The organism is Brevundimonas fluminis, from assembly GCF_003934285.1.
Taxonomy (GTDB): domain Bacteria; phylum Pseudomonadota; class Alphaproteobacteria; order Caulobacterales; family Caulobacteraceae; genus Brevundimonas; species Brevundimonas fluminis.
Genome location: NZ_RQWJ01000004.1, coordinates 65,129 through 84,661, shown reverse-complemented (window position 1 = coordinate 84,661; position 19,533 = coordinate 65,129). Strand labels below are relative to the sequence as shown.

At 69.8% G+C, this 19,533-nt stretch carries 23 protein-coding genes; 9 read left to right on the top strand and 14 right to left on the bottom strand.

The annotated features are described in order from the left end of the window. The first annotated feature begins 23 nt into the window (after positions 1-23). Positions 24-191 (top strand): 50S ribosomal protein L33, encoded by a 168-nt coding sequence (gene rpmG, locus EFJ44_RS09255; protein ID WP_003164451.1) that lies wholly within the window; start codon positions 24-26, stop codon positions 189-191. Between the two features lie 76 nt (positions 192-267). Here rpmG and EFJ44_RS09250 read toward each other — a convergent pair whose 3' ends face one another. Then, positions 268-654 (bottom strand): hypothetical protein, encoded by a 387-nt coding sequence (locus EFJ44_RS09250; protein ID WP_125256939.1) that lies wholly within the window; start codon positions 652-654, stop codon positions 268-270. A 149-nt stretch (positions 655-803) separates the two neighbouring features. Between EFJ44_RS09250 and EFJ44_RS09245 the strand changes: the two genes are divergently transcribed. Beyond that, positions 804-1,097 carry a hypothetical protein gene (locus EFJ44_RS09245; protein ID WP_125256938.1) on the top strand — a complete coding sequence of 98 codons (294 nt, stop codon included), beginning with the start codon at positions 804-806 and terminating at the stop codon, positions 1,095-1,097. Between the two features lie 25 nt (positions 1,098-1,122). Here EFJ44_RS09245 and EFJ44_RS09240 read toward each other — a convergent pair whose 3' ends face one another. Both EFJ44_RS09240 and EFJ44_RS09235 read right to left on the bottom strand, forming a co-directional pair. Next, on the bottom strand, positions 1,123-2,487 hold the full coding sequence (locus EFJ44_RS09240; RefSeq protein ID WP_125256937.1) for a PleD family two-component system response regulator: 1,365 nt from the start codon (positions 2,485-2,487) through the stop codon (positions 1,123-1,125). Between the two features lie 10 nt (positions 2,488-2,497). After that, the gene (locus EFJ44_RS09235; RefSeq protein ID WP_125256936.1) at positions 2,498-2,875 is read right to left on the bottom strand and encodes a response regulator; all 378 of its coding nucleotides are present in this window, start codon (positions 2,873-2,875) and stop codon (positions 2,498-2,500) included. Between the two features lie 118 nt (positions 2,876-2,993). On the opposite strand from EFJ44_RS09235, the gene EFJ44_RS09230 reads away from it, so the two are divergent. Both EFJ44_RS09230 and EFJ44_RS09225 read left to right on the top strand, forming a co-directional pair. Then, complete coding sequence (locus EFJ44_RS09230) at positions 2,994-4,265, top strand: DNA polymerase IV (protein WP_125256935.1); 1,272 nt, start codon at positions 2,994-2,996, stop codon at positions 4,263-4,265. 24 nt (positions 4,266-4,289) lie between these two features. After that, entirely contained in the window at positions 4,290-5,030 is a 741-nt protein-coding gene (locus EFJ44_RS09225) for a polysaccharide deacetylase family protein (protein WP_125256934.1), read from the top strand. Here EFJ44_RS09225 and EFJ44_RS09220 read toward each other — a convergent pair. Beyond that, positions 5,027-5,917, bottom strand: coding sequence for a hypothetical protein (locus EFJ44_RS09220; RefSeq protein ID WP_125256933.1), 891 nt, complete (start codon positions 5,915-5,917; stop codon positions 5,027-5,029). The two genes, EFJ44_RS09225 and EFJ44_RS09220, sit on opposite strands and share 4 nt — an antisense overlap. 100 nt (positions 5,918-6,017) lie before the next feature. On the opposite strand from EFJ44_RS09220, the gene EFJ44_RS09215 reads away from it, so the two are divergent. Both EFJ44_RS09215 and EFJ44_RS09210 read left to right on the top strand, forming a co-directional pair. Further along, positions 6,018-6,476, top strand: coding sequence for a RidA family protein (locus EFJ44_RS09215; protein ID WP_125256932.1), 459 nt, complete (start codon positions 6,018-6,020; stop codon positions 6,474-6,476). After that, positions 6,473-7,615, top strand: a complete 1,143-nt coding sequence (locus EFJ44_RS09210; protein WP_125256931.1) for a GNAT family N-acetyltransferase — start codon at positions 6,473-6,475, stop codon at positions 7,613-7,615. Before EFJ44_RS09215 ends, EFJ44_RS09210 begins: the two co-directional genes overlap by 4 nt. A 4-nt stretch (positions 7,616-7,619) precedes the next feature. Here EFJ44_RS09210 and EFJ44_RS09205 read toward each other — a convergent pair whose 3' ends face one another. Next, positions 7,620-7,994 carry a hypothetical protein gene (locus EFJ44_RS09205; protein ID WP_125256930.1) on the bottom strand — a complete coding sequence of 125 codons (375 nt, stop codon included), beginning with the start codon at positions 7,992-7,994 and terminating at the stop codon, positions 7,620-7,622. A 288-nt stretch (positions 7,995-8,282) separates the two neighbouring features. Here EFJ44_RS09205 and EFJ44_RS09200 point away from each other — a divergent pair, with 288 nt between their 5' ends. From EFJ44_RS09200 to EFJ44_RS09190, 3 genes are all read left to right on the top strand, one after another. Continuing rightward, positions 8,283-9,800, top strand: a complete 1,518-nt coding sequence (locus EFJ44_RS09200) for a DEAD/DEAH box helicase (RefSeq protein ID WP_125256929.1) — start codon at positions 8,283-8,285, stop codon at positions 9,798-9,800. A gap of 93 nt (positions 9,801-9,893) precedes the next feature. Next, the gene (locus EFJ44_RS09195; RefSeq protein ID WP_125256928.1) at positions 9,894-10,952 is read left to right on the top strand and encodes a GGDEF domain-containing protein; all 1,059 of its coding nucleotides are present in this window, start codon (positions 9,894-9,896) and stop codon (positions 10,950-10,952) included. 46 nt (positions 10,953-10,998) lie between these two features. Beyond that, positions 10,999-11,781, top strand: a complete 783-nt coding sequence (locus tag EFJ44_RS09190) for a lysophospholipid acyltransferase family protein (RefSeq protein WP_125257446.1) — start codon at positions 10,999-11,001, stop codon at positions 11,779-11,781. 335 nt (positions 11,782-12,116) lie between these two features. On the opposite strand, the gene EFJ44_RS09185 is transcribed toward EFJ44_RS09190, so the two are convergent. The 9 genes from EFJ44_RS09185 to EFJ44_RS09145 are packed head-to-tail and all read right to left on the bottom strand — an operon-like array spanning position 12,117 to position 19,416. Then, positions 12,117-12,500 carry a HesB/IscA family protein gene (locus EFJ44_RS09185; RefSeq protein ID WP_125256927.1) on the bottom strand — a complete coding sequence of 128 codons (384 nt, stop codon included), beginning with the start codon at positions 12,498-12,500 and terminating at the stop codon, positions 12,117-12,119. Further along, positions 12,500-12,886: an SUF system Fe-S cluster assembly protein gene (locus EFJ44_RS09180; protein ID WP_125256926.1), complete on the bottom strand. Its 387-nt coding sequence runs from the start codon at positions 12,884-12,886 to the stop codon at positions 12,500-12,502. Before EFJ44_RS09180 ends, EFJ44_RS09185 begins: the two co-directional genes overlap by 1 nt. Continuing rightward, positions 12,883-14,121, bottom strand: coding sequence for an aminotransferase class V-fold PLP-dependent enzyme (locus EFJ44_RS09175; RefSeq protein ID WP_125256925.1), 1,239 nt, complete (start codon positions 14,119-14,121; stop codon positions 12,883-12,885). The genes EFJ44_RS09180 and EFJ44_RS09175 overlap by 4 nt, the downstream gene beginning before the upstream one ends. After that, the gene (gene sufD / locus EFJ44_RS09170; RefSeq protein WP_125256924.1) at positions 14,100-15,125 is read right to left on the bottom strand and encodes a Fe-S cluster assembly protein SufD; all 1,026 of its coding nucleotides are present in this window, start codon (positions 15,123-15,125) and stop codon (positions 14,100-14,102) included. The genes EFJ44_RS09175 and sufD overlap by 22 nt, the downstream gene beginning before the upstream one ends. After that, positions 15,122-15,883, bottom strand: a complete 762-nt coding sequence (sufC, locus tag EFJ44_RS09165; protein ID WP_125256923.1) for a Fe-S cluster assembly ATPase SufC — start codon at positions 15,881-15,883, stop codon at positions 15,122-15,124. Before sufC ends, sufD begins: the two co-directional genes overlap by 4 nt. Positions 15,884-15,888: 5 nt before the next feature. Then, complete coding sequence (locus EFJ44_RS09160) at positions 15,889-16,335, bottom strand: hypothetical protein (RefSeq protein ID WP_125256922.1); 447 nt, start codon at positions 16,333-16,335, stop codon at positions 15,889-15,891. Next, complete coding sequence (gene sufB / locus EFJ44_RS09155; protein ID WP_125256921.1) at positions 16,332-17,798, bottom strand: Fe-S cluster assembly protein SufB; 1,467 nt, start codon at positions 17,796-17,798, stop codon at positions 16,332-16,334. The genes EFJ44_RS09160 and sufB overlap by 4 nt, the downstream gene beginning before the upstream one ends. Continuing rightward, a complete protein-coding gene (locus tag EFJ44_RS09150) occupies positions 17,798-18,940 on the bottom strand; it encodes a cysteine desulfurase family protein (protein ID WP_125256920.1) in 1,143 nt (380 codons plus the stop codon). The genes sufB and EFJ44_RS09150 overlap by 1 nt, the downstream gene beginning before the upstream one ends. Further along, positions 18,937-19,416, bottom strand: a complete 480-nt coding sequence (locus tag EFJ44_RS09145) for an Rrf2 family transcriptional regulator (protein WP_125256919.1) — start codon at positions 19,414-19,416, stop codon at positions 18,937-18,939. Before EFJ44_RS09145 ends, EFJ44_RS09150 begins: the two co-directional genes overlap by 4 nt. Between the last annotated feature and the right edge of the window lie 117 nt (positions 19,417-19,533).

The window sequence follows — 19,533 nt, the reverse complement described above, 5'->3', positions numbered from 1 at the left end:
CGCCGTCGCAAAGGTAATTCCCGATGGCCAAGCCCGCCTCGATCAAGATCCGCCTGAACTCGACCGCCGACACCGGCTTCTTCTACGTCACCAAGAAGAACGCCCGCACCATGACCGAGAAGATGGTCGTGAAGAAGTACGACCCCGTCGTGCGCAAGCACGTCGAATTCAAGGAAGGCAAGATCAAGTAAGGCGAAACGCCTCGCTGGTTTTCGAACGCCCGGTCAGCGATGGCCGGGCGTTTTTTGTTGCCGCTCGATGGCCGCTCTAAGTGTCACGCACCCGCGCCGACACCGCCCGATCTCCCCGCCAACCGACTTCCAGGATGTAGATGTCCATGAAGCTCGGGCACAGGTGCCAGTGGCTTACGGTCGGATCGTCGTCCTCATCCTCAGCCGGGCCAAGCATCCGTTCGAGTTCCGCACGCGTCTTCCCGACGATGCCCACCCGTTCGGTGAGGTCCCACAGCATGGCGCAGCGCCTGTTGCCGCCCGCATCGGCGGCCTGCCACCGGCCCGCATGGAACCGTTCCGGGACCGCCTTCTGATAAGGACCGCCGAAGATCGAGAACCAGCCGACGGCCAGCCCCACGATCAGGAGCAGGATGACCACGAAATAGCCGGCCGCGCCTGAGCCTTTGCGATCTTTCGCCATGTCGCCTCCCACGCGGCCGGGCGATCGAACGCTGGATCAGATCGGACCGCAAGACGCTGACTTCAGACCATGAGGCTTGACGCGCCGCCACCTTCAACCTCCACTTCGAGGTGCAATCGACGATTTCAGCAACCGGAGTGAGTGATCCCATGCGCATCCTGCCCGCCGCCGCCCTCACCGCCGCCGCCCTGCTCGCCCTCGGCGCCTGCGCCCCCCTGACCGACGCCAGCGACCTGACGGCGGACCAGATCGCCTTGATCTGCGACGGCTCGACGCGCGGCAGGGTCGTCGCGACGGGCCTGCAAACGGGCGACGTCCAGCAGGACTATCAGTGCCGGAGCCGGAACCCCGGCGGCATCTTCGATCGCGCGGACCGCAACGTGCAGGGCGACGGCGCCGCCCGAAGCCAGGCGATCGACAAGTCCATGAGAGGCGGGCGCTAGTCCGCTCGTCCGCTCGTCCGGGCGGTCAGGCCGCCCGCGCCACCACCTGATCGCGGCCGCGCGCCTTGGCTTCGTACACCCCGTCGTCGGCACGCTTGAGCAGGGCCTCGGGGGTGTCGTCGGGGCCCGCGACCGTCGCCACGCCGATGGAGACGGTGACGTCCAGCGCGGCCTCGCCGTCCAGCACGCGGAAGGGGACCTCGGCCACGTCGCGGCGGATGCGGTCGGCGACGCGGACGGCGGCCTCGATCGGCGCGCCGGGCATGACGACCACGAATTCCTCCCCGCCCATGCGACATGGCAGGTCAACGGCGCGGACGTTGGTGGCGACGCGCACGGCGAACTCGCGCAGCACCTCGTCGCCGGCGTCGTGGCCGAAGCCGTCGTTGACGGCCTTGAAGTGGTCGATGTCGAGGACGAGGATCGACACGGTCTCGCCGCCCTGCGCCGCGCGGCCCACCAGCGCCTGCAGCTGGCCCGCCATGTAGCGCCGGTTGTGCAGGCCGGTCAGGGCGTCGGTGACCGCCATTTCCAGGCTGTAGTCCAGCTTCTGGCGGAGGAAGTCGGCATAGCGCTTGCGGCGGATCAGGGTGCGGGCGCGGGCCTGCAGCTCCTCGACGTCCACCGGGCGCATCAGAATGTCGTTGGCGCCCAGCTCCAGCGCCTTGACCATGCGCGGACGATCGATCGGGTCGACCACCGCCAGGACGGGCGTGCGGCGCGCGGCCTCGGTCGAGCGGGCCTGAGCGATCAGGCGCAGGCCGTCGAACTCGGCGGCCTGCAGGTTCACGATCATCAGGTCCAGCCCGCCCTTCGCCGCCTCCAGCGCGACGGCGGGATCCGACTCGATGGCCGGACGGTGCTCTTCCGACAGGCGCTCCAGCATCTTTGCGGCCTGACGCTCGGAGTGGTCGACGATCAGCACCCGGCCGCCCGTCGCGCGCAGGCGCCCGGCGGCGTCGGCGTCGACGCCCAGACGGCGGCTGCTCTCCTCGCGATCGTGCAGTTCGTCGACGATGGCCTTCAGCCGCGTCAGCGAGCGGACCCGCGCCATCAGCACCAGATCGTCGATCGGCTTGGTGACGAAGTCGTCGGCCCCCGCCTCCAGTCCTCGGATCCGGTCCTCGCGTCCGTCAAGGGCGGTCACCAGCACCACAGGCACATGGCGCAGCTCCGGAATGGCTTTCAGCCGCCGGCAGGTCTCGAACCCGTCCATGCCGGGCATCATGACGTCCAGCAGGATCAGGTCCGGTCTTTCCCGCGACGCGACCTCCAGCGCCGTCGGACCGTCGGTGGCGGTCAGGACCTCATAGTATTCCAGCGTCAGCTTGGCCTCGAGCAGGCGGACGTTGGGTTCGACGTCGTCGACGACGAGGATCCGGGCGGTCATCGGCGCGGCCTCACGCCGCCACGACGCCCAAATGGCGCCGGACGACTTCAAGGAAATGCAGGACCGAGATCGGCTTGGAGATGTAGGCCTCGCAGCCGCCCTGGCGGATGCGTTCCTCATCGCCCTTCATGGCGAAGGCCGTCACCGCGATGACGGGGATGTGCGCCAGATCGGGATCGTCCTTCAGCCACTTGGTGACCTCCAGCCCCGAGATCTCGGGCAGCTGGATGTCCATCAGGATCAGGTCGGGGCGATGCTCGCGCGCGATCGCCAGCGCCGAGAGGCCGTCGCGCGTCTGCAGGGTGCGGAAGCCCTGGGAATCGAGCAGATCATGAAAGAGCTTCATGTTCAGCTCGTTATCCTCGACGATGAGGACGGTCTTGGTCATCGACACCTGAGATCGGCATGCGTCCGCACGGTCGCGGGCGATTTCCGCCGAGTTCGGATGCAACCGTGACCCATCGGTCTTAAGTTGGGGTAAGCGCGACCTTTCCGAGTCCTTAGCCTTGGGCCACCCCGCAAGCATCTGCCGCGACTGCCTGGCCACAGCGGAATCCGCGCGGCGCACGTGCCGAAACTGCGGCTCGTTGCGGGTGCTCGACCACCCGGAATTGACGACTCACGCCATCGCCCATCTGGACTGCGACGCCTTCTACGCCTCGGTGGAGAAGCGCGACAGGCCCGAGCTGCGCGACAGGCCAGTCATCGTCGGCGGCGGCGTGAGGGGCGTGGTCTCGACCGCCTGCTACGTGGCGCGGCTGTACGGCGTCGGCTCCGCCATGCCCATGTTCAAGGCGCTGAAGGCGTGCCCGGACGCCGTGGTGATCAAGCCCGACTTCACGAAGTACGTCGCCGAGAGCAAACGCATCTTCGACAAGGTGCGGGCCCTGACGCCGCTGGTGCAGACGCTGTCCCTGGACGAGGCGTGGATGGACCTGAAGGGCACCGAGCGGCTGAACGGCGGCCCGCCGATCCTTCAGCTGGTGCGGCTGCAGAAGGAGATCGAGGACGAGACCGGTCTGACGGTCTCCATCGGCCTGGCGCCCAACCGCTTCCTCGCCAAGGTGGCGTCGGAGATGGACAAGCCGCGCGGCTTCACCGTGCTGGGGACGGAGGCGGCGGCGACGCTGGCCCCTCGGCCCGTGACCATCCTGCCGGGGGTCGGGCCGGTGTTCGCGAAGACGCTGCGCAGCGACGGCTTCAGCACCGTCGGCGACCTGGCGAAGGCGGATCTGCGCGATCTGGCGAAGCGCTATGGCGAATGGGGTCTGCGGCTTCACGATCTGGCGAACGGCAAGGACGCCCGCGCCGTGAACCCGGAGCGCGACCGCAAGGGCATGAGCGCCGAGACCACCTTCAACCACGACCTGACCGACCGCGAGGCGCTGGAGGCCGAGCTGTGGCCGTTGTGCGAGAAGCTGGCGTCCAAGGCGCGGCGCGACGGCGTGGCGGGACGGTCGATCGTGCTGAAGCTGCGGCGAACGGACTTCCGGATCATCACGCGGCGCACCACGCCCGCCGAGCCGGTGCAGACGGCGCGCGGTCTGTTCGCCGAGGGACGGCGGCTGCTGGGGCCGGAACTTGGCATTCCGTATCGCCTGATCGGCATCGGCCTGGCGGACGTCGAGGACGCCGTCGACGCTCCGGCCGCCCTGTTCGAGACCGAGGCCGCGCGCACCTTGAAGACCGAGACGGCCGTCGACGCCCTGCGCGCGAAGTTCGGCCCGGGCGCCGTGGTGGCCGGCCGGGCGCTGAAGGGGCGCTCAACCCGGTCTTAAGCCCCCTGCCCTAGCGTCGGCGGGATGCAGGCCTTCGTCGACAAGATGCGCCGCCGGGCCGGACGGTGGCTGGACCGCCGTCCGGTGCGCGTGCGCGCGCCCGGCGGCATGCTGAGCCTCAGCTTCGACGACTTTCCCGAGACGGCGTGGACCGAGGCGGGACCGGTGCTGGCCCAGCACGGGGTCAAGGCCACCTACTACGTCTGCGGCGGACTGGAGCGCGGCGAGAATCTGGGCCTGCCCCAGTTCACAGCAGACCACATGCGGGAGCTGTTCTTCGCCGGGCACGAGGTGGGCTGCCACACCTATGAGCACGTCTCGACCCTGACCCTCTCTCCGGCGGAGCTGGGCCGCAGTCTGGCCCGCAATGCCCTGTGGGTCGCCGACCGGCTGGACGGACACGTGATGGAAACCTTCGCCTATCCCTTCGGCGACGTGGCGCTGGGGGCGAAATCGATCATTGATTTGCGGTTCGCGCTCGGGCGCGGCGTGCGGAACGGCGTCAACGCCGGGACGGAGGATCGCAACGCCCTGAAGGCCATAGGTCTGGAGAGCCGCCGCCTGCCCGGATACGACCTCGACGCCCTCTGCGCCGAGGCCGCGGCCAGGGACGGCTGGCTGATCGCCTACGGCCATGACGTGTCGGACGCGCCGACGCCCTATGGCTGCACCGCCCGCGATCTGGAGCGGCTGGTCCTCGCGGCGAAGTCGGCCGGGCTGACGATCGTGCCGGTGGCCGAGGGATGGCGTCGCCTCGCGGCCTAGGCGCCGCGCGCGTTCGCCCAGGCGATCAGCGCCTTGCGCGGCCAGGCGACCAGCCAGCTGCGCGGCAGATATTCCCCGCTCTCGATCAGGGCGCGGCGACTGCCGGGGCTCGCGGCGGCGCGTTCGGTGTGGATCTCGCCCGGCCCCTGATGAACCATCCAGGCGCCGCCCTTCAGCGGGTTCAGCCGCAGGTGGGCCAGACGCGGGCTGATGGTCTCCAGCGGCGGATCGTAGAACCAGCTGGAGCCGATCATGCCGGCCAGCTCGGGCCGGACCTTGCAGATCTCAGCCGCGGTGGCCCAGGCGCGGTTCCACCCCTCCTCGGTGAAGTCCTCCAGATGCCGGCTCTCGGTGTGCACCTGCAGCCAGGGCCGGTTCGCGCCGTGGCGGACGTAGTTGATCAACGGGCCGATCCCGCGCCCGGACAGGGCGTGGCGGACGCTCTCGCCGGGTCCCATCGGCGAGGACAGGTCGATGATCTGCGTCTTTGCCCCCGGCACCGACAGGGCCAGGGCGAAGCGCACGTCCTTGGCCCAGAAGTCGCGGTCATAGGGGCCCGTGTCGCCGGCCAGAAACTCGGCCGTCTTCTCGATCCAGTAGGGATACAGCTCCATCACCGCCGGCGGCATGCCGGCCGCACTGGCACGTTCCATGACGCCCAGCGTCCAGGCCGCGATCAGGCCGCGGCGGGCGTCGTCGGTGGCGCCTTGACCCAAGACGGCGTCGACCTCCTGCGCCGGCAGATCGAAATTCCAGTGGGTGGCCGCGGCGGCGGCGCGGGCGGCTGCGGGTTCGACGGCGGCGTCGACGCGGGCGCGGTCGGCGTCGCTCATCCGGGCGATGACGGCGCGCAGCGACGCCTCGACGGGGTTCGGTCGCATATCCATGGTCGACAGACTGCCGCATCCGGGTGAGCGTTCCCTTAAGGGCCGTGACGCGGCGCACGGGCCTCGCTAAACAGCGGCCGAAGCAACTCCGGAGCCCCGCATGTCCGTCGCCGCCCGCCTGTCCGATCTCGGCATCGTCCTGCCCGAACCCGCGAAGGCCGTGGCCAACTATGTGCCGTGGGTGCGCAGCGGGAACCTGGTCCACATCTCGGGCCAGCTGTCCAACGACGCGGCCGGCGGCGTGCTGGGCACCGTGGGCGTGGACGTGACGCCGGAGCGGGCGAAGGAGGCGGCGCGCCTGTGCGGCGTCAACCTGCTGGCCCAGATGTCGGCGGCGCTGGACGGCGATCTGGAGCGCGTCGAGCGCATCGTGAAACTGGGCGGCTTCGTCCAGGCGGGCCCGGACTTCTCGGCCATTCCGGCGGTGATCAACGGCTGTTCGGACCTGATGGTCGAGGTTTTCGGCGACAAGGGGCGTCACGCCCGCTCGGCCGTCGGGGTCTATCGCCTGCCGCTGAACTTCGCCGTCGAGATCGACGCGATCGTCGAGGTGCGGTGAGCCTCACCGCCCTCGTCCATCAGACCGTCGCCGAGATCGGGCGCGAGGCCTGGGACGCCCTCGCCGCGCCGACGGGCGATCCGTTCGTCTCGTTCGACTTCCTCGACGCCTGCGAGGCGTCGGGCAGCGCCGTGCCGCGGCAGGGCTGGGCGGGACGGCATCTGACCCTTGAGGACGAAGGCCGGCTGATCGGCGCCCTGCCCCTGTGGCTGAAGGGGCATTCCCAGGGCGAGTACGTCTTCGACCACGCCTGGGCCGACGCCTTCCAGCGGGCGGGCGGGGAGTACTATCCCAAGCTGCTCTCGGCCGTGCCCTTCACGCCGGTCACGGGGCCGCGTCTGCTCGTCGCGCCGGGCGAGGACGCAGACGCCGTGCGGGCGGGTCTCCTGGAGGCGGCGATCGGACTGGGGGAGAGGCTGGGCGTCTCCTCCCTGCACGTGAACTTCCCGACGACGGCGGAGTGGGACTGGCTGGGCGACGCCGGCCTGCTCAAACGTCAGGACCTGCAGTTCGTCTGGCGCGACCGGGGCTATGGGGACTTCGAGGGGTTTCTGGCCGCCCTCTCTTCCGGGCGGCGCAAGTCGATCCGGCGCGAGCGGCGTGAGGCACAGCGGGGTCTCGACATTCGCGTCTTGACCGGAAAGGCCGTTCGATCATCGCATTGGGATGCGTTCTTCGCCTTCTACATGGATACCGGCGGGCGAAAGTGGGGCCGCCCCTACCTGACGCGCGACTTCTTCGCCCGCATCGGCGAGACCATGGCCGACCGCGTCGCCCTGATCCTGGCGTTCGACGACGGCGCCCCCGTCGCGGGCGCCCTGAACTTCATCGGGCGCGACGCCCTCTACGGCCGCCAGTGGGGCACGCTGGTCGAAAGACCCTTCCTGCACTTCGAGCTCTGCTACTACCGGGCGATCGAGCTGGCGCTGGAGCTGGGTCTGTCCCGCGTCGAGGCGGGCGCGCAGGGCGAGCACAAGCTGGGGCGCGGCTATCTGCCCGAGCGGGTGCATTCGGCGCACTGGATCGCGCACCCCGGCCTGAGGCGCGCCGTCGCCGACCATCTTGAAGGCGAGCGCGCGGCCGTGGACGCCGAGATTTCGATGTTGCGCCGGGAAGGCTCGCCCTATCGCGAGACCTGAGGCGTCAGATGTTCCGACCGGCGATCAGGGTGTTGCGCACCCGGCGCCCCAGCGGATCGCGGGCCGTCCAGGTCTGGCCGACCTCGGCCTCGACCATGCGGCTGCAGAAGCGCGGGATCAGCATGCTGGGCCGGATGTGGGTCAGGCAAACGTTGTGGCCCTCGACGCGCCAGCGCGCGGTGATGCGCCGGCCGTCGCTGAAGTGGGCGGTGTAGGCGCCGTCGGGGTTGAACCAGTGCTTCACCCAGCCGCCGTCCGGATAGTTCGACACGATCGTGTTGCCGAACGCCGACGACATCCCCGACTGGGCCGCGACCGGCGCGGCGACGCCCCCCAATCCCAGAACCACGCACCCGAACAGCCACGCCCTCACGCGCATTCAACCCCTCCAACCAGTCCGTCCCCGGCGGCAATCTTACCGAATGTTCACGAAAGGCAAGAGGTTTCGCGCGAGGTGCGCGATCCCGCGAATACTTGACTCCCACGTGGGGAAAAGCCATATGCGCCGGCACGTTCGGGACAGGATGGCGATCCGCGCCGCCCGCACGCCCATGAGGGGCGGTTCCGCAGACGTCACGCCCTGAAACGTTCAGGGCCATCACCCTGTCGCCGCCCCGCCCCTCCCTGATCCGGGAACTGGGCCGGGCGGTTTTCCTGCAAGGACCGAATGACCGAATTCTCACAGCTGGGCCTCTCGCCCACCACGCTGAGCGCCGTCGCCGCGACGGGCTACACCACCGCCACGCCGATCCAGGAACAGGCCATCCCCGTGGCCCTGGCCGGACGCGACGTGCTGGGCATCGCCCAGACCGGCACCGGCAAGACCGCCGCCTTCACCCTTCCGCTGATCGAGCGGCTGGCCACCGGCCGGGCCCGCGCCCGCATGCCGCGGGCCCTGGTTCTGGCCCCGACCCGCGAACTGGCCGACCAGGTCGCCGAAAGCTTCGCCAAATACGCCAAGGGCACCAAGCTGAGCTGGGCCCTGCTGATCGGCGGCGTCTCCATGGCCGATCAGGTCGCCGCCCTGACCAAGGGCGTGGACGTCCTGATCGCCACGCCCGGCCGCCTGATCGACCTGTTCGAGCGCGGCAAGATGCTGCTGACCGGCGTCGAGGTGATGGTCGTCGACGAAGCCGACCGCATGCTGGACATGGGCTTCATCCCGGACATCGAGAAGATCTTCAAACTGACGCCGCCGCGGCGCCAGACCCTGTTCTTCTCGGCCACCATGCCGCCCGAGATCACCCGGCTGACGACGCAGTTCCTCAAGGATCCGACGCGGATCGAGGCCAGCCGCCCGGCCATGACGGCCGAGACCATCACCCAGTACACGGTGCGGCTGAGGACCAGCGATCCGAAGGCCAAGCGCGACGCCCTGCGCAAACTGGTGGCGCGCGACGACGTGAAGAACGGCATCGTGTTCTGCAACCGCAAGTCCGAAGTCGACGTCGTCGCCAAGTCGCTGAAGAAGCACGGCTTCGACGCCGCGCCGATCCACGGCGACCTGGACCAGAGCCTGCGCATGAAGACGCTGGCGGCGTTCCGGGCCGGGGATCTGAAGCTGCTGGTGGCGTCGGACGTCGCGGCGCGCGGCCTGGACATTCCGGACGTCAGCCACGTGTTCAACTACGACGTCGCGCACCATGCCGACGACTATGTGCACCGGATCGGCCGGACCGGCCGCGCCGGACGCAAGGGCCAGACCTTCATGATCGTGACGCCGTCGGACGACAAGGCGTTGGACAAGGTCCTGAAGCTGATCAAGATGACGCCCGAGGAGCTGGTGCTGGACGGCCCGGCCGAACGCGCCCCGCGAGCAGAAGTGCCCGCCGCCGCCGAGGGCGACGCTCCCCGCCCCGCCCGCTCGCGCAGCCGCCGTCGCACCGGCGACCGGGCCGTCGAGGCCGAGGCCGCGACCGAGGCCGCGCCCGTTCCGGATCTCTCCGCCGTGGCGGAGGCCGTCGAGGCGCCCGTCCTGACCGGGGCGCCTGAAGTCGCCGCCGACGAGCCTCGCGGCGACCGCCCGCGTCGCGACCGCGGCGGGCGCGGCCGGGGCCGCGATCGGGACCGCGCTCCGCGTGCGGCGTCGGAAGCGACCGAGGACGCCCCCGCCCCGCGCGGCCGTCCCTTCGGCGACGCCGACATCCCCGCCTTCCTGCGCCGGCCAGTCGTCATCGGCGCTTGAAGCCGTTCCCGAATCCGCGATCTTCCAGCCGCGCTTAACCCGCCGTTACGCTTCGGGGGCTAGGCTCGGGGAACCAAGAATGCGGGGGAACGCATGGCCAAGGTCGTAGAAACGACCCTGCGCGGTCCGGAGGCCTATGGCCTCGCGCGGCGCGTGCTGGACGAGATGGAAGCCGCGGGCGTCTGGCCGACGCCGGTCAATTTCGAGCTGTGGCTGCACCACCTCGGCGAGCCTGAGGGCCCTCTGGGTCAGGAGATCCGCCGCATCCTGGCCGCCGGCGAACCCTTCACCGAGGCCGTGTCCGACATGCTGGCGGCGGAGTACCTGCCGCGCGGCCGCCTGTCGGAAGAAATTCGCGACGCCGGCCGGGTGCTGGACCGCGAACTGACCAGCGTCGCCACCGCCATCGCCAAGGCGCACAAGAACCAGTCGGAGTACGGCCAGGTGCTGGCCGGCGCCTCGGCCGACATGGAAGGCGCCGCTTCGCCCGAGAGCCTGCGCACCGTCGTCGACGGCCTGGCCACGGCGACCCGCAAGGTGCAGAAGCAGAACGCCGACCTCGAGAAGCGCCTCGACGCCTCGACCCGCGAGGTCGCCAGGCTGCGTGAGCACCTGGAGCAGGTGCGCCGCGACGCCATGACGGACGCCCTGACCAATCTGGCGAACCGCAAGGCCTTCGACGAGCATCTGGAAGCCTGCGTCGAAGCCGCCCACCGAGACGGCCGCGACCTGGTGCTGGCCGTCGTCGACATCGATCATTTCAAGCGGTTCAACGACACCTGGGGGCACCAGACGGGCGACCAGGTCATCCGCTACGTGGCCAGCGTGCTGGGCCGGCTGGCGCGCACGCCGCGCATGGCCGCCCGCTACGGCGGCGAGGAGTTCGCCGTCATCTTCCCCAACGAGGACTCAGCCACCGTCGAGGCCGCGCTGGAGGACGTCCGCACCGAGATCGCCTCGCGCAGCCTGCGCCGTCGGTCGACCGACGACGAGTTGGGCGCGGTCACCATCTCGGCCGGCCATGCCCGGCTGGCCCGCGGCGAGACGGCGGCCGCCCTGCTGGGACGCGCGGACGAAGCCCTGTACGCCTCCAAGCACGGCGGCCGGAACCGCGTCACCTGCGCCGAGAGCGCGCAGAGGGCCGCCGCCTGAAGCTTCGCCTTGAACCGGCCACGTCGCCCCTCATGATGGCCGCATGATCCGCAGCTTCGCCTTCGCCGCCGCCTACTGGTCGCTGTCGATCGCCTACACATTGGCGGCGGTGATCGCGGCGCTGCTGCCTGGGCGCGCGGCGACGGGCTGGATCATCCGCCGCTACGTCCGCCGCATGGTTCAGGCGATGCGCGTTCTGGCCGCAATCAAAGTGGACGTGCGCGGCCGCGAGCGCCTGCCCGACGGCGCCTTCATCATCGCGGCCAAACACCAGAGCTGGGGGGACGGATTCTGCGTCTATGACCAGTTCGACGACCTGGCCTTCGTGACGGGCGACCACCTGGAGAAATTTCCGCTGATGGCCACGGTGCTGCGCAAGCTGGGGGCCATCGTCGTCGACAACTGCGGGGGCCGCGAAGCGCGCGACTCGCTGAAGCAGCGCGGCGCCGACGCCCATCGGGAGGGACGGAAGATCCTGATCTATCCGGAGGGCAATCTGGCGAAGGTCGGCGAGAAGTTCCGCTATCGGTCCGGCGTCTGGCACATGTACCGCGACTTCGACATGCCGGTGGTCCCGCTGGCGACGAACCTCGGCCTGTTCTGGCCGCAGGAGGCGTTCGAGAAGCGTCCGGGGACGGCGACGATCGAGTTTCTGCAGCCGATCCCGACCGGCCTGCCCAAGGAAGAATTCATGGCGCGACTTGAGGCGGCGGTCGAGAACCGCACGGCAGAACTGATCGCCGAGGCGACGGGTGGCCCGGTCACACCAGCGGTGCAGGTGCCGACGCCGGATGAGGTGAAGAAGGCGGCTCAAGGAGCAGCGAGGTGAATATCCTCCTCGCCGTTTTGGTCCTGCTCGGCGCCTCTACGGCCCGCCAAGAACCTCCGCCGTCGCCCCCCAACCGCATCGAGTGGGTTCGAACGCCGTCGAGTGAGGAGCTCGCAGACTGTGCGGCAGTCACCGAACTTCCCGCCGCCGGGACAGCAGAGTTGTCATGTCAGGCGGGCGCGGAGGGAGAGCTGACGTCCTGTAAAGCCCGGGCGTCTCATCCGATACTTGAGAGAGTGGCGCGATGCACCGCCCCACACTTCAAGGCGCATCCCCGCCATTCACATCAGACAGTGACGTTTACGATCGAGTTTCGCAGCAGCGACGAGTGAGCCTCAACCCGTCGCCGGCGTGATCGTCACGCTCTCGCCGCAGCCGCAGGCGTCGGTCTGGTTCGGGTTGCGGAAGACGAATTTCGAGGCCAGCGGCGTGACCTCCCAGTCGATCTCGGTGCCGATCAGATACAGGATCGCCTTCCCCTCAATCACCACACGCGCGCCGTCGAAGTCGACCGCCTCGTCGAACGAGCTGACCACGTCCGTCAGGCTGAAGACGTATTCCTGACCGGCGCAGCCGCCGTTCTTGACGCCGATCTTCAGCCCGACCTTGTCGGGATTGGCGGCCAGAAGCGCGCGCACGCGGTCGGCGGCGGCCGGCGTCAGGGTGACGACCGAGGGGCGCGGGCGGCGCGGGGCGGGGGTGACGACGGGTTCGCTCATCAGAACATGTTCAGCTGCAGCTTGGCCTCGTCGCTCATGCGCGAGGGGTCCCACGGGGGATCGAAGACCAAGTTCGCCTTCGCCGATTTCACGCCCTCGACCTTGGCCACGGCGTCCTCGATCCAGCCCGGCATCTCGCCGGCGACGGGACAGCCGGGGGCGGTCAGCGTCATCTCGATGTCGACGTCGCGGTCGTCGGACAGGTCGACCTTGTAGATCAGGCCCAGCTCATAGACGTCGACCGGGATTTCCGGGTCGAACACGGTCTTCAGCGCCGCCACGATGTCGTCGGTCAGGCGCGCGATCTCGTCCTGCGACAGGGCGCTGGCCTGAGGCTCGTCCCAGGCGGCGGCGAAGTCGGCGTTGTCGGAGATGGGCGCGCTCATACGAAGAAGTCTCTGGCCTTGATCAGGGCGTCGGCGAAGGCGTCGGCCTCCTCCAGGGTGTTATATAGGGCGAAGCTGGCGCGTCCGCTCGACGTCAGGCCGAAACGCTGCGCCAGCGGCTCGGCGCAGTGCAGGCCGGCGCGGATCGCCACGCCGTAGCGGTCCATGATCTGGGCCACGTCGTGGGCGTGCGCCCCCTCCACGGTGAAGGCGAAGATGGCGCCCTTGCCCGGCGCCGTGCCGATCTCGGTCAGCCAGTTCACGCCCGACAGCCGCTCCCGCACCCGCTCCAGCAGAGCCGCCTCATGGGCCCGCACGGCGGCGGGGTCGAAGGCGGCGTACCAGTCGATCGCCGCGCCCAGTCCGATCGCCTCCAGGATCGGCGGCGTGCCCGCCTCGAACCGGTGCGGCGGCTTGGCATAGGTGACGCGGTCCATCGCCACCGTCTCGATCATCTCGCCCCCGCCCTGGAACGGCGGCAGAGCCTCCAGCGCGCCCTCGGTCCCGATCAGGGCGCCGATGCCGGTGGGCCCGAACAGCTTGTGCCCGGTGAGGACGTAGAAGTCGCAGCCGATGGCGGCCACGTCCGGCGCGCAGTGCACCGCGCCCTGGCAGCCGTCGATCAGCACCTGGGCCCCCGCCGCGTGCGCCAGCCGCGTGATCTCGGCCACCGGGTTCACCGTGCCCAGCACGTTGGACATGTGGGTGACCGCCACCATCCGCGTCCTCGGCCCCAGCAGGTCGGCATAGGCGGCCATGTCCAGCGAACCGTCGTCCAGCACCGGGATCCATTTCAGCACCGCCCCGTGCCGCTCGCGCAGCAGGTGCCAGGGCACGATGTTGGAGTGATGCTCCATCTGGCTGACGACGATCTCGTCGCCCGGTCGGAGGCTCTGACCCAGCCCGGCCGCCACCAGATTGATCGCCTCGGTGCCGCCCTTGGTGAAGACCACGCGCTCGGGCGCCTCGGCCCCCACGAAGCGCGCGACGCTCTCGCGCGCGGCCTCGAAGGCCTCGGTGGTCTCGTTGGCGAGCGTGTGCAGGCCGCGATGGACGTTGGCGTAGCTGCCCTCCATCGCCCGCGTCATCGCCTCGATCACCGCGCGCGGCTTCTGCGCGCTGGCGGCGGAGTCCAGATAGACCAGCGGCCGCCCGTTCACCTGCCGCGACAGGATCGGGAACCGGGCGCGGACGGAGGCCACGTCGAGGGGGGTCACAGTCGCGCCGTCAGCCATTCCCGCACCCCCTCGCGCGCGCCGTCGTGCTCGATGCGGTCGACGACCTCGAACAGAAACGCCTGGGTCAGAAGCGCCCTCGCCTCCTCCGCCGGCAGGCCGCGCTGCTGCATGTAGAACAGGGCGCTCTCGTCCAGCGTGCCGACGGTGTTGCCGTGCGCGCACTGCACGTCGTCGGCATAGATGATCAGCTCCGGCTTGGCATCGACCTCGCCGCGTTCGGACAGGATCAGGGCGTTGTGGGCCATGCGGGCGTCGGTCCCGTCGGCGCCGCGCTCCACCACGATCTTGCCCTGGAACACCCCGCGCGCCGTGTCGCGCACGACGCCCTTGACCAGCTGGCTGGTCTGGCCGTCGAGCCCGGCGTGGGTGACCACGCTGGTCAGGTCGGCGTGCCGCTCGCCGGACAGTGCATAAAGCCCGTCCATGCGGACGGAGGCGCCCTGGCCCGGGTGGCTGACGTGGGTCTCGAAGCGCTGGAGCCTGGCGCCGTCCGTCGCCGTGACCTGCTCGAACGTGGCGCCGGGCGAAAGGGTCACCTCGGCCCTGACGAAGGCGAGAGCGTCCGCCGCGTCCTCGCCCAGCACGATCCGCGTCAGGGAGGCGCCCTCGCCCACGGAAATCTTGAGCCGCGTGTTGGCGACGTAGCCGGCGGCGCGCCCCTCGTGGCTCTCCAGCAGGACCAGCCGGGACCCGGCCGTCACCTCGATCGCCGCCTCCGGCTGATGTCCGGCGCCGTCGGCGGTCGAGACGAAGCGAAGGCGCATCGGCGCCTCACCCCGGCCCTTGGCGACGATCCCCGGAAACCCTTCGCAGCGGCCGTTGACGAAGGCCAACTCCTCGCCGCCCAGCGCCGCGAACGGCCCGCCCGGCGCAACCTCGGCCTCCGGAGACGCCGGCGGCGTGTCCCGCAGCAGACGGCGCACGTCGGTGTACTTCCACGCCTCGACGCGCCGCGACGGGAAGGACGACGGATCGCGAAGATCGAGCCGCTGCGCCGTCACGCCGCCCCCTGAAGCGCTTCTGGCGCGTACTTGTCGTAGCCCTCGGCCTCCAGCTGCAGGGCCAGCTCCGGGCCGCCCGAGGCGACGATCCGACCCGCCGCCAGCACGTGCACCCGGTCCGGCCGGATGTAGTCCAGCAGGCGCTGGTAGTGGGTGATGACCAGCATCGACCGCTCCGGCGACCGCAGGGCGTTCACGCCGTCGGCGACGATGCGCAGGGCGTCGATGTCGAGGCCGGAATCCGTCTCGTCGAGGATCAGCAGCGACGGCTCCAGCAGGACCATCTGCAGGATTTCCATCCGCTTCTTCTCGCCGCCCGAGAAGCCGACGTTCAGGGGCCGCTTCAGCATGTCGAAATTCATCTTCAGGCGGGTCGACGCGGCGCGGACCAGCTTCAGGAAGTCCGGCGCCGACACCTCGGCCTCGCCCCGCGCGCGCTTCTGGGCGTTCAGCGCCGTGCGGATGAAGGTCATGGCCGGCACGCCGGGGATCTCCAGCGGATACTGGAACGACAGGAAGACGCCCTTCGCGGCGCGCTCGGCCGGGTCCAGCGCCAGCAGGTCCTCGCCGTCCCACGACGCCGATCCGGCGGTCGCCTCATATCCCGGCCGTCCGGTCAGGGCGTAGCCCAGCGTCGACTTGCCGGCCCCGTTCGGCCCCATGACGGCGTGCACCTCGCCCGCCGGGACGTCGAGCGTCAGCCCGTTGAGGATCGGCTTGTCGCCGACGGTGACGTGGAGGTTGAAGATGGAGAGCATTCTGGTCAGTTCAGGAATTGAGGGTGAAAGGTCGCCGTCGCTCCTTCGGAGCGCACGACGATCTTGTAGGGGCAGTCTTCGTCGGCCCCGCAGTCCTGACGGTCGACGGTCGGCTCGGCCGCGAACAGGGCCAAAAGGGCGCGCTGGACCGCGACGTCGCGATCGTCGCAGGTCGGCTGGGCGCCTGACGTCTTCATCACGGCCGGGTTCTCCCGCGTCGGCAGATGGCCCGTCGCCTCACCGCAGCCCCGCAGGCTGTAGGTCGTTCGCGAAATGGACAGCATCTGCCCGGGCACGGAGTCGAAGCCGGTGAGGGACTGCAGCCGCCAGATCCCGTCCGACGGGCTGCGGTTCGCGGCGTCGATGCGGGTGGCCTCGGCCGCAGCGTCCGGTTCGGGTGCTTGGCATCCGGCGGCCAGAAGGGCCATGACGAAGAGCGCGGCGCGCCTCATCCCACGCTCCCTTCCAGACTGATCGCGACCAGCTTCTGCGCCTCGACGGCGAACTCCATCGGCAGCTCCTGCAGCACGTCGCGGACGAAGCCGTTGACCAGCAAGGCCACGGCCTCCTCCTCCGACAGGCCGCGCTGCTGGGCGTAGAACAGCTGGTCCTCCGACAAGCGCGTCGTCGTCGCCTCATGCTCCAGCTGGGCCGAGCCGTTGCGGGCCTCGATGTAGGGGATGGTGTGGCTGCCGCACTCCTTGCCGATCAGCAGGCTGTCGCACTGGGTGAAGTTGCGCACGCCCGTGGCCTTGGGGTGCACCGAGACCAGGCCGCGATAGGTCGAATCCGACCGCCCCGCCGACACCGCCTTGGCGATGATCCGCGACTTCGAGTTCTTGCCCAGGTGCACCATCTTGGTGCCCGTGTCCGCCTGCTGCCGGCCGTTGGTGATGGCGATGGAATAGAACTCGCCCGAGCTCTCCTCGCCCTTCAGCAGGCAGGACGGGTACTTCCAGGTGACGGCCGAGCCGGTCTCCACCTGCGTCCACGACACCTTCGACCGGTCGCCGCGGCAGTCGGCGCGCTTGGTGACGAAGTTGTAGATGCCGCCCCTGCCCTCGGCGTCGCCGGGGTACCAGTTCTGGACGGTCGAATATTTGATCTCGGCGTCGTCCAGCGCGACCAGCTCGACCACCGCGGCGTGCAGCTGGTTCTCGTCGCGCATGGGGGCGGTGCAGCCCTCCAGATAGGAGACGTAGCTGCCCTTGTCGGCGATGATCAGCGTCCGCTCGAACTGGCCGGTCTGGCTGGCGTTGATGCGGAAATAGGTCGACAGCTCCATCGGGCAGCGCACGCCCGGCGGGACATAGACGAACGAGCCGTCGCTGAAGACCGCGCTGTTCAGGGCCGCGAAATAGTTGTCGCTGACCGGCACGACGGTGCCGAGATATTGCCGCACCAGCTCAGGATGTTCCCGCAAGGCCTCGGAAATGGGCATGAAAATCACGCCCGCCTTCGCCAGCTCGGCCTTGAAGGTGGTGACCACGCTGACGCTGTCGAACACGGCGTCCACCGCCACCTTCGGCGCGCCCTGCACGCCCGCCAGCACCTCCTGCTCCTTCAGCGGGATGCCCAGCTTGCGATAGACCTCGAGCAGCTCGGGATCGACCTCGTCGAGCGACTTCGGCCCCTCCTTCTGCTTCGGCGCGGCGTAGTAATGGAGGTCCTGATAGTCGACGGGTTCGTACCGGACCGAAGCCCAGGTGGGCTCCTCCATCGCGAGCCAGCGCTCATAGGCGGCCAGACGCCACTCCAGCATCCACTGCGGCTCGCCCTTCTTCTCCGAGATGAAGCGCACGATGTCGGCGTTGAGGCCCTTCGGCGCGAACTCGGTGTCGACGTCCGAGGTGAAGCCGTACTTGTAGCGTTCCAGCTCCACGACGGCGTCGACGGTTTCCTTGACGGCGGCCATCAGGCGACCTCCGCCTGTCTGGCCCTGGCCTGACGTTTCGCCCAGGCCTCCAGCCAGGCGTCGGCGAAGCGGACCCAGTCGGCCTCGGTCGTGCCCCAGCCGCCCGAGATGCGGATGCCGTTGGTGGCCAGCGAGGTGCGGCCGGTGGCCAGAATGGCGCGCGACGGCTTGATCTTGCCCGACGAGCAGGCGCTGCCGCCCGACACCATGACGCCCATCAGATCCAGCGTGATCAGCTGCTGCGGGCTGTCCCATCCGGGCGCGGCCATGAACAGGGTGTTGGGCAGGCGCGGCGCGCCCTCGGCGATGATGACGGCGCCGGCGGCCTTCACCCGTGCCTCGGCGGCGTCGCGCCACGCCTTGTGCGCCTCCGCCAGCGGCAGGTCGCGCGCGGCGCAATCGGCGGCCGTGCCGAAGCCGGCGATGCCCGGCACGTTCTCGGTGCCGGCGCGCAGGCCGCGCTCCTGCCCCGCGCCGTGCAGGATGCGCACGGCCTCGCGGCCGTCCTTCAGCACCAGCGCGCCCACGCCCTGCGGCCCGCCCAGCTTGTGCGCGGACAGGGTCAGGGAGTCGGCGCCGAGATCGCGCAGGTTCACCGGGATCTTGCCCGCCGACTGGATGGCGTCGACGTGCAGCCAGCCGCCCGCCGCGCGCACCAGCTTCGCCGCCTCGGCCATCGGCTGGATCGCGCCGCTCTCGTTGTTGCCGTGGTGGATCGCCACCACCGCCTTGCCCGGCAGGGCCAGCAGCTGCTGCAGCTTCTTGAGGTCGACCACGCCGTCGCGATCGACCGGCAGCATCTTGACCGGCTTGCCCGACGCCGTCGCCGCCTCGGCCACGCAGGGGTGCTCGGTGGCCCCGACGATCAGCCGCTCGCAGCCCGCCGCGATGGCGCTGACGATGGCCTGGGCATTGGATTCCGTGCCGCCGGACGAGAAGACCACCGCCGTCGGATCGGCCCCGACCAGATCGGCGACCTGCGCCCGCGCGGTTTCGATCCGCGCCCGCGCGCGGCGTCCGGCGGCGTGCACCGCGGACGGATTGCCGTTGTCCGCCAGCGCCTTGGCCATGACCTCCTGAACTTCGGGGCGAACCAGACCGGAGGCGTTGTAGTCGAGATAGACGGGGCTCTTCGCGGTCACGCCGCCGCTCCTTCAGTCAGCACGGGCGCGGCACGACGGCGCAGTCCGGTGCGCTTCATCACCACGTCCTCCAGCGAAACGGCCGCCAGATAGGCGTGGATCTCGGCGCCCAGGTCCTCCCACAGCCAGTGGGTGATGCAGCGCTCGCCGCCGGCCATGCAGCCGCGCGGCGTGCCCTGAACGGCGCACCGGACGGCACGGATCGGCTCGTCGACGGCCAGCACGATGTCGGCCACGGCCGTCTCGGCCGGGGTGCGCGCCAGCCGATAGCCGCCGCCGGGTCCGCGGACGCTCAGGACCAGCCCGGCCTTTCTCAGGCGGGCGAACAGCTGCTCCAGATAGCTGAGCGAAATCTCCTGCCGCGCGGCGATCTCGGCCAGCGACACGGCGCGCGCGTCACCGGCCTCGGCCCGGCCGTTGCGGGCCAGATCGGCCATCGCCATGACGGCGTAGCGTCCCTTGGTCGACAGGCGCATTCGGGTCCTCAAAAATCGCGCGCATTCACGGGGCTCTGTGCTAGAACCCGCGCCCTTGAGAGGGCCGCGCGCCGTGCCGGGGACTTAGAAAGTCCTACCCCCGCGGTCAAGTATTGC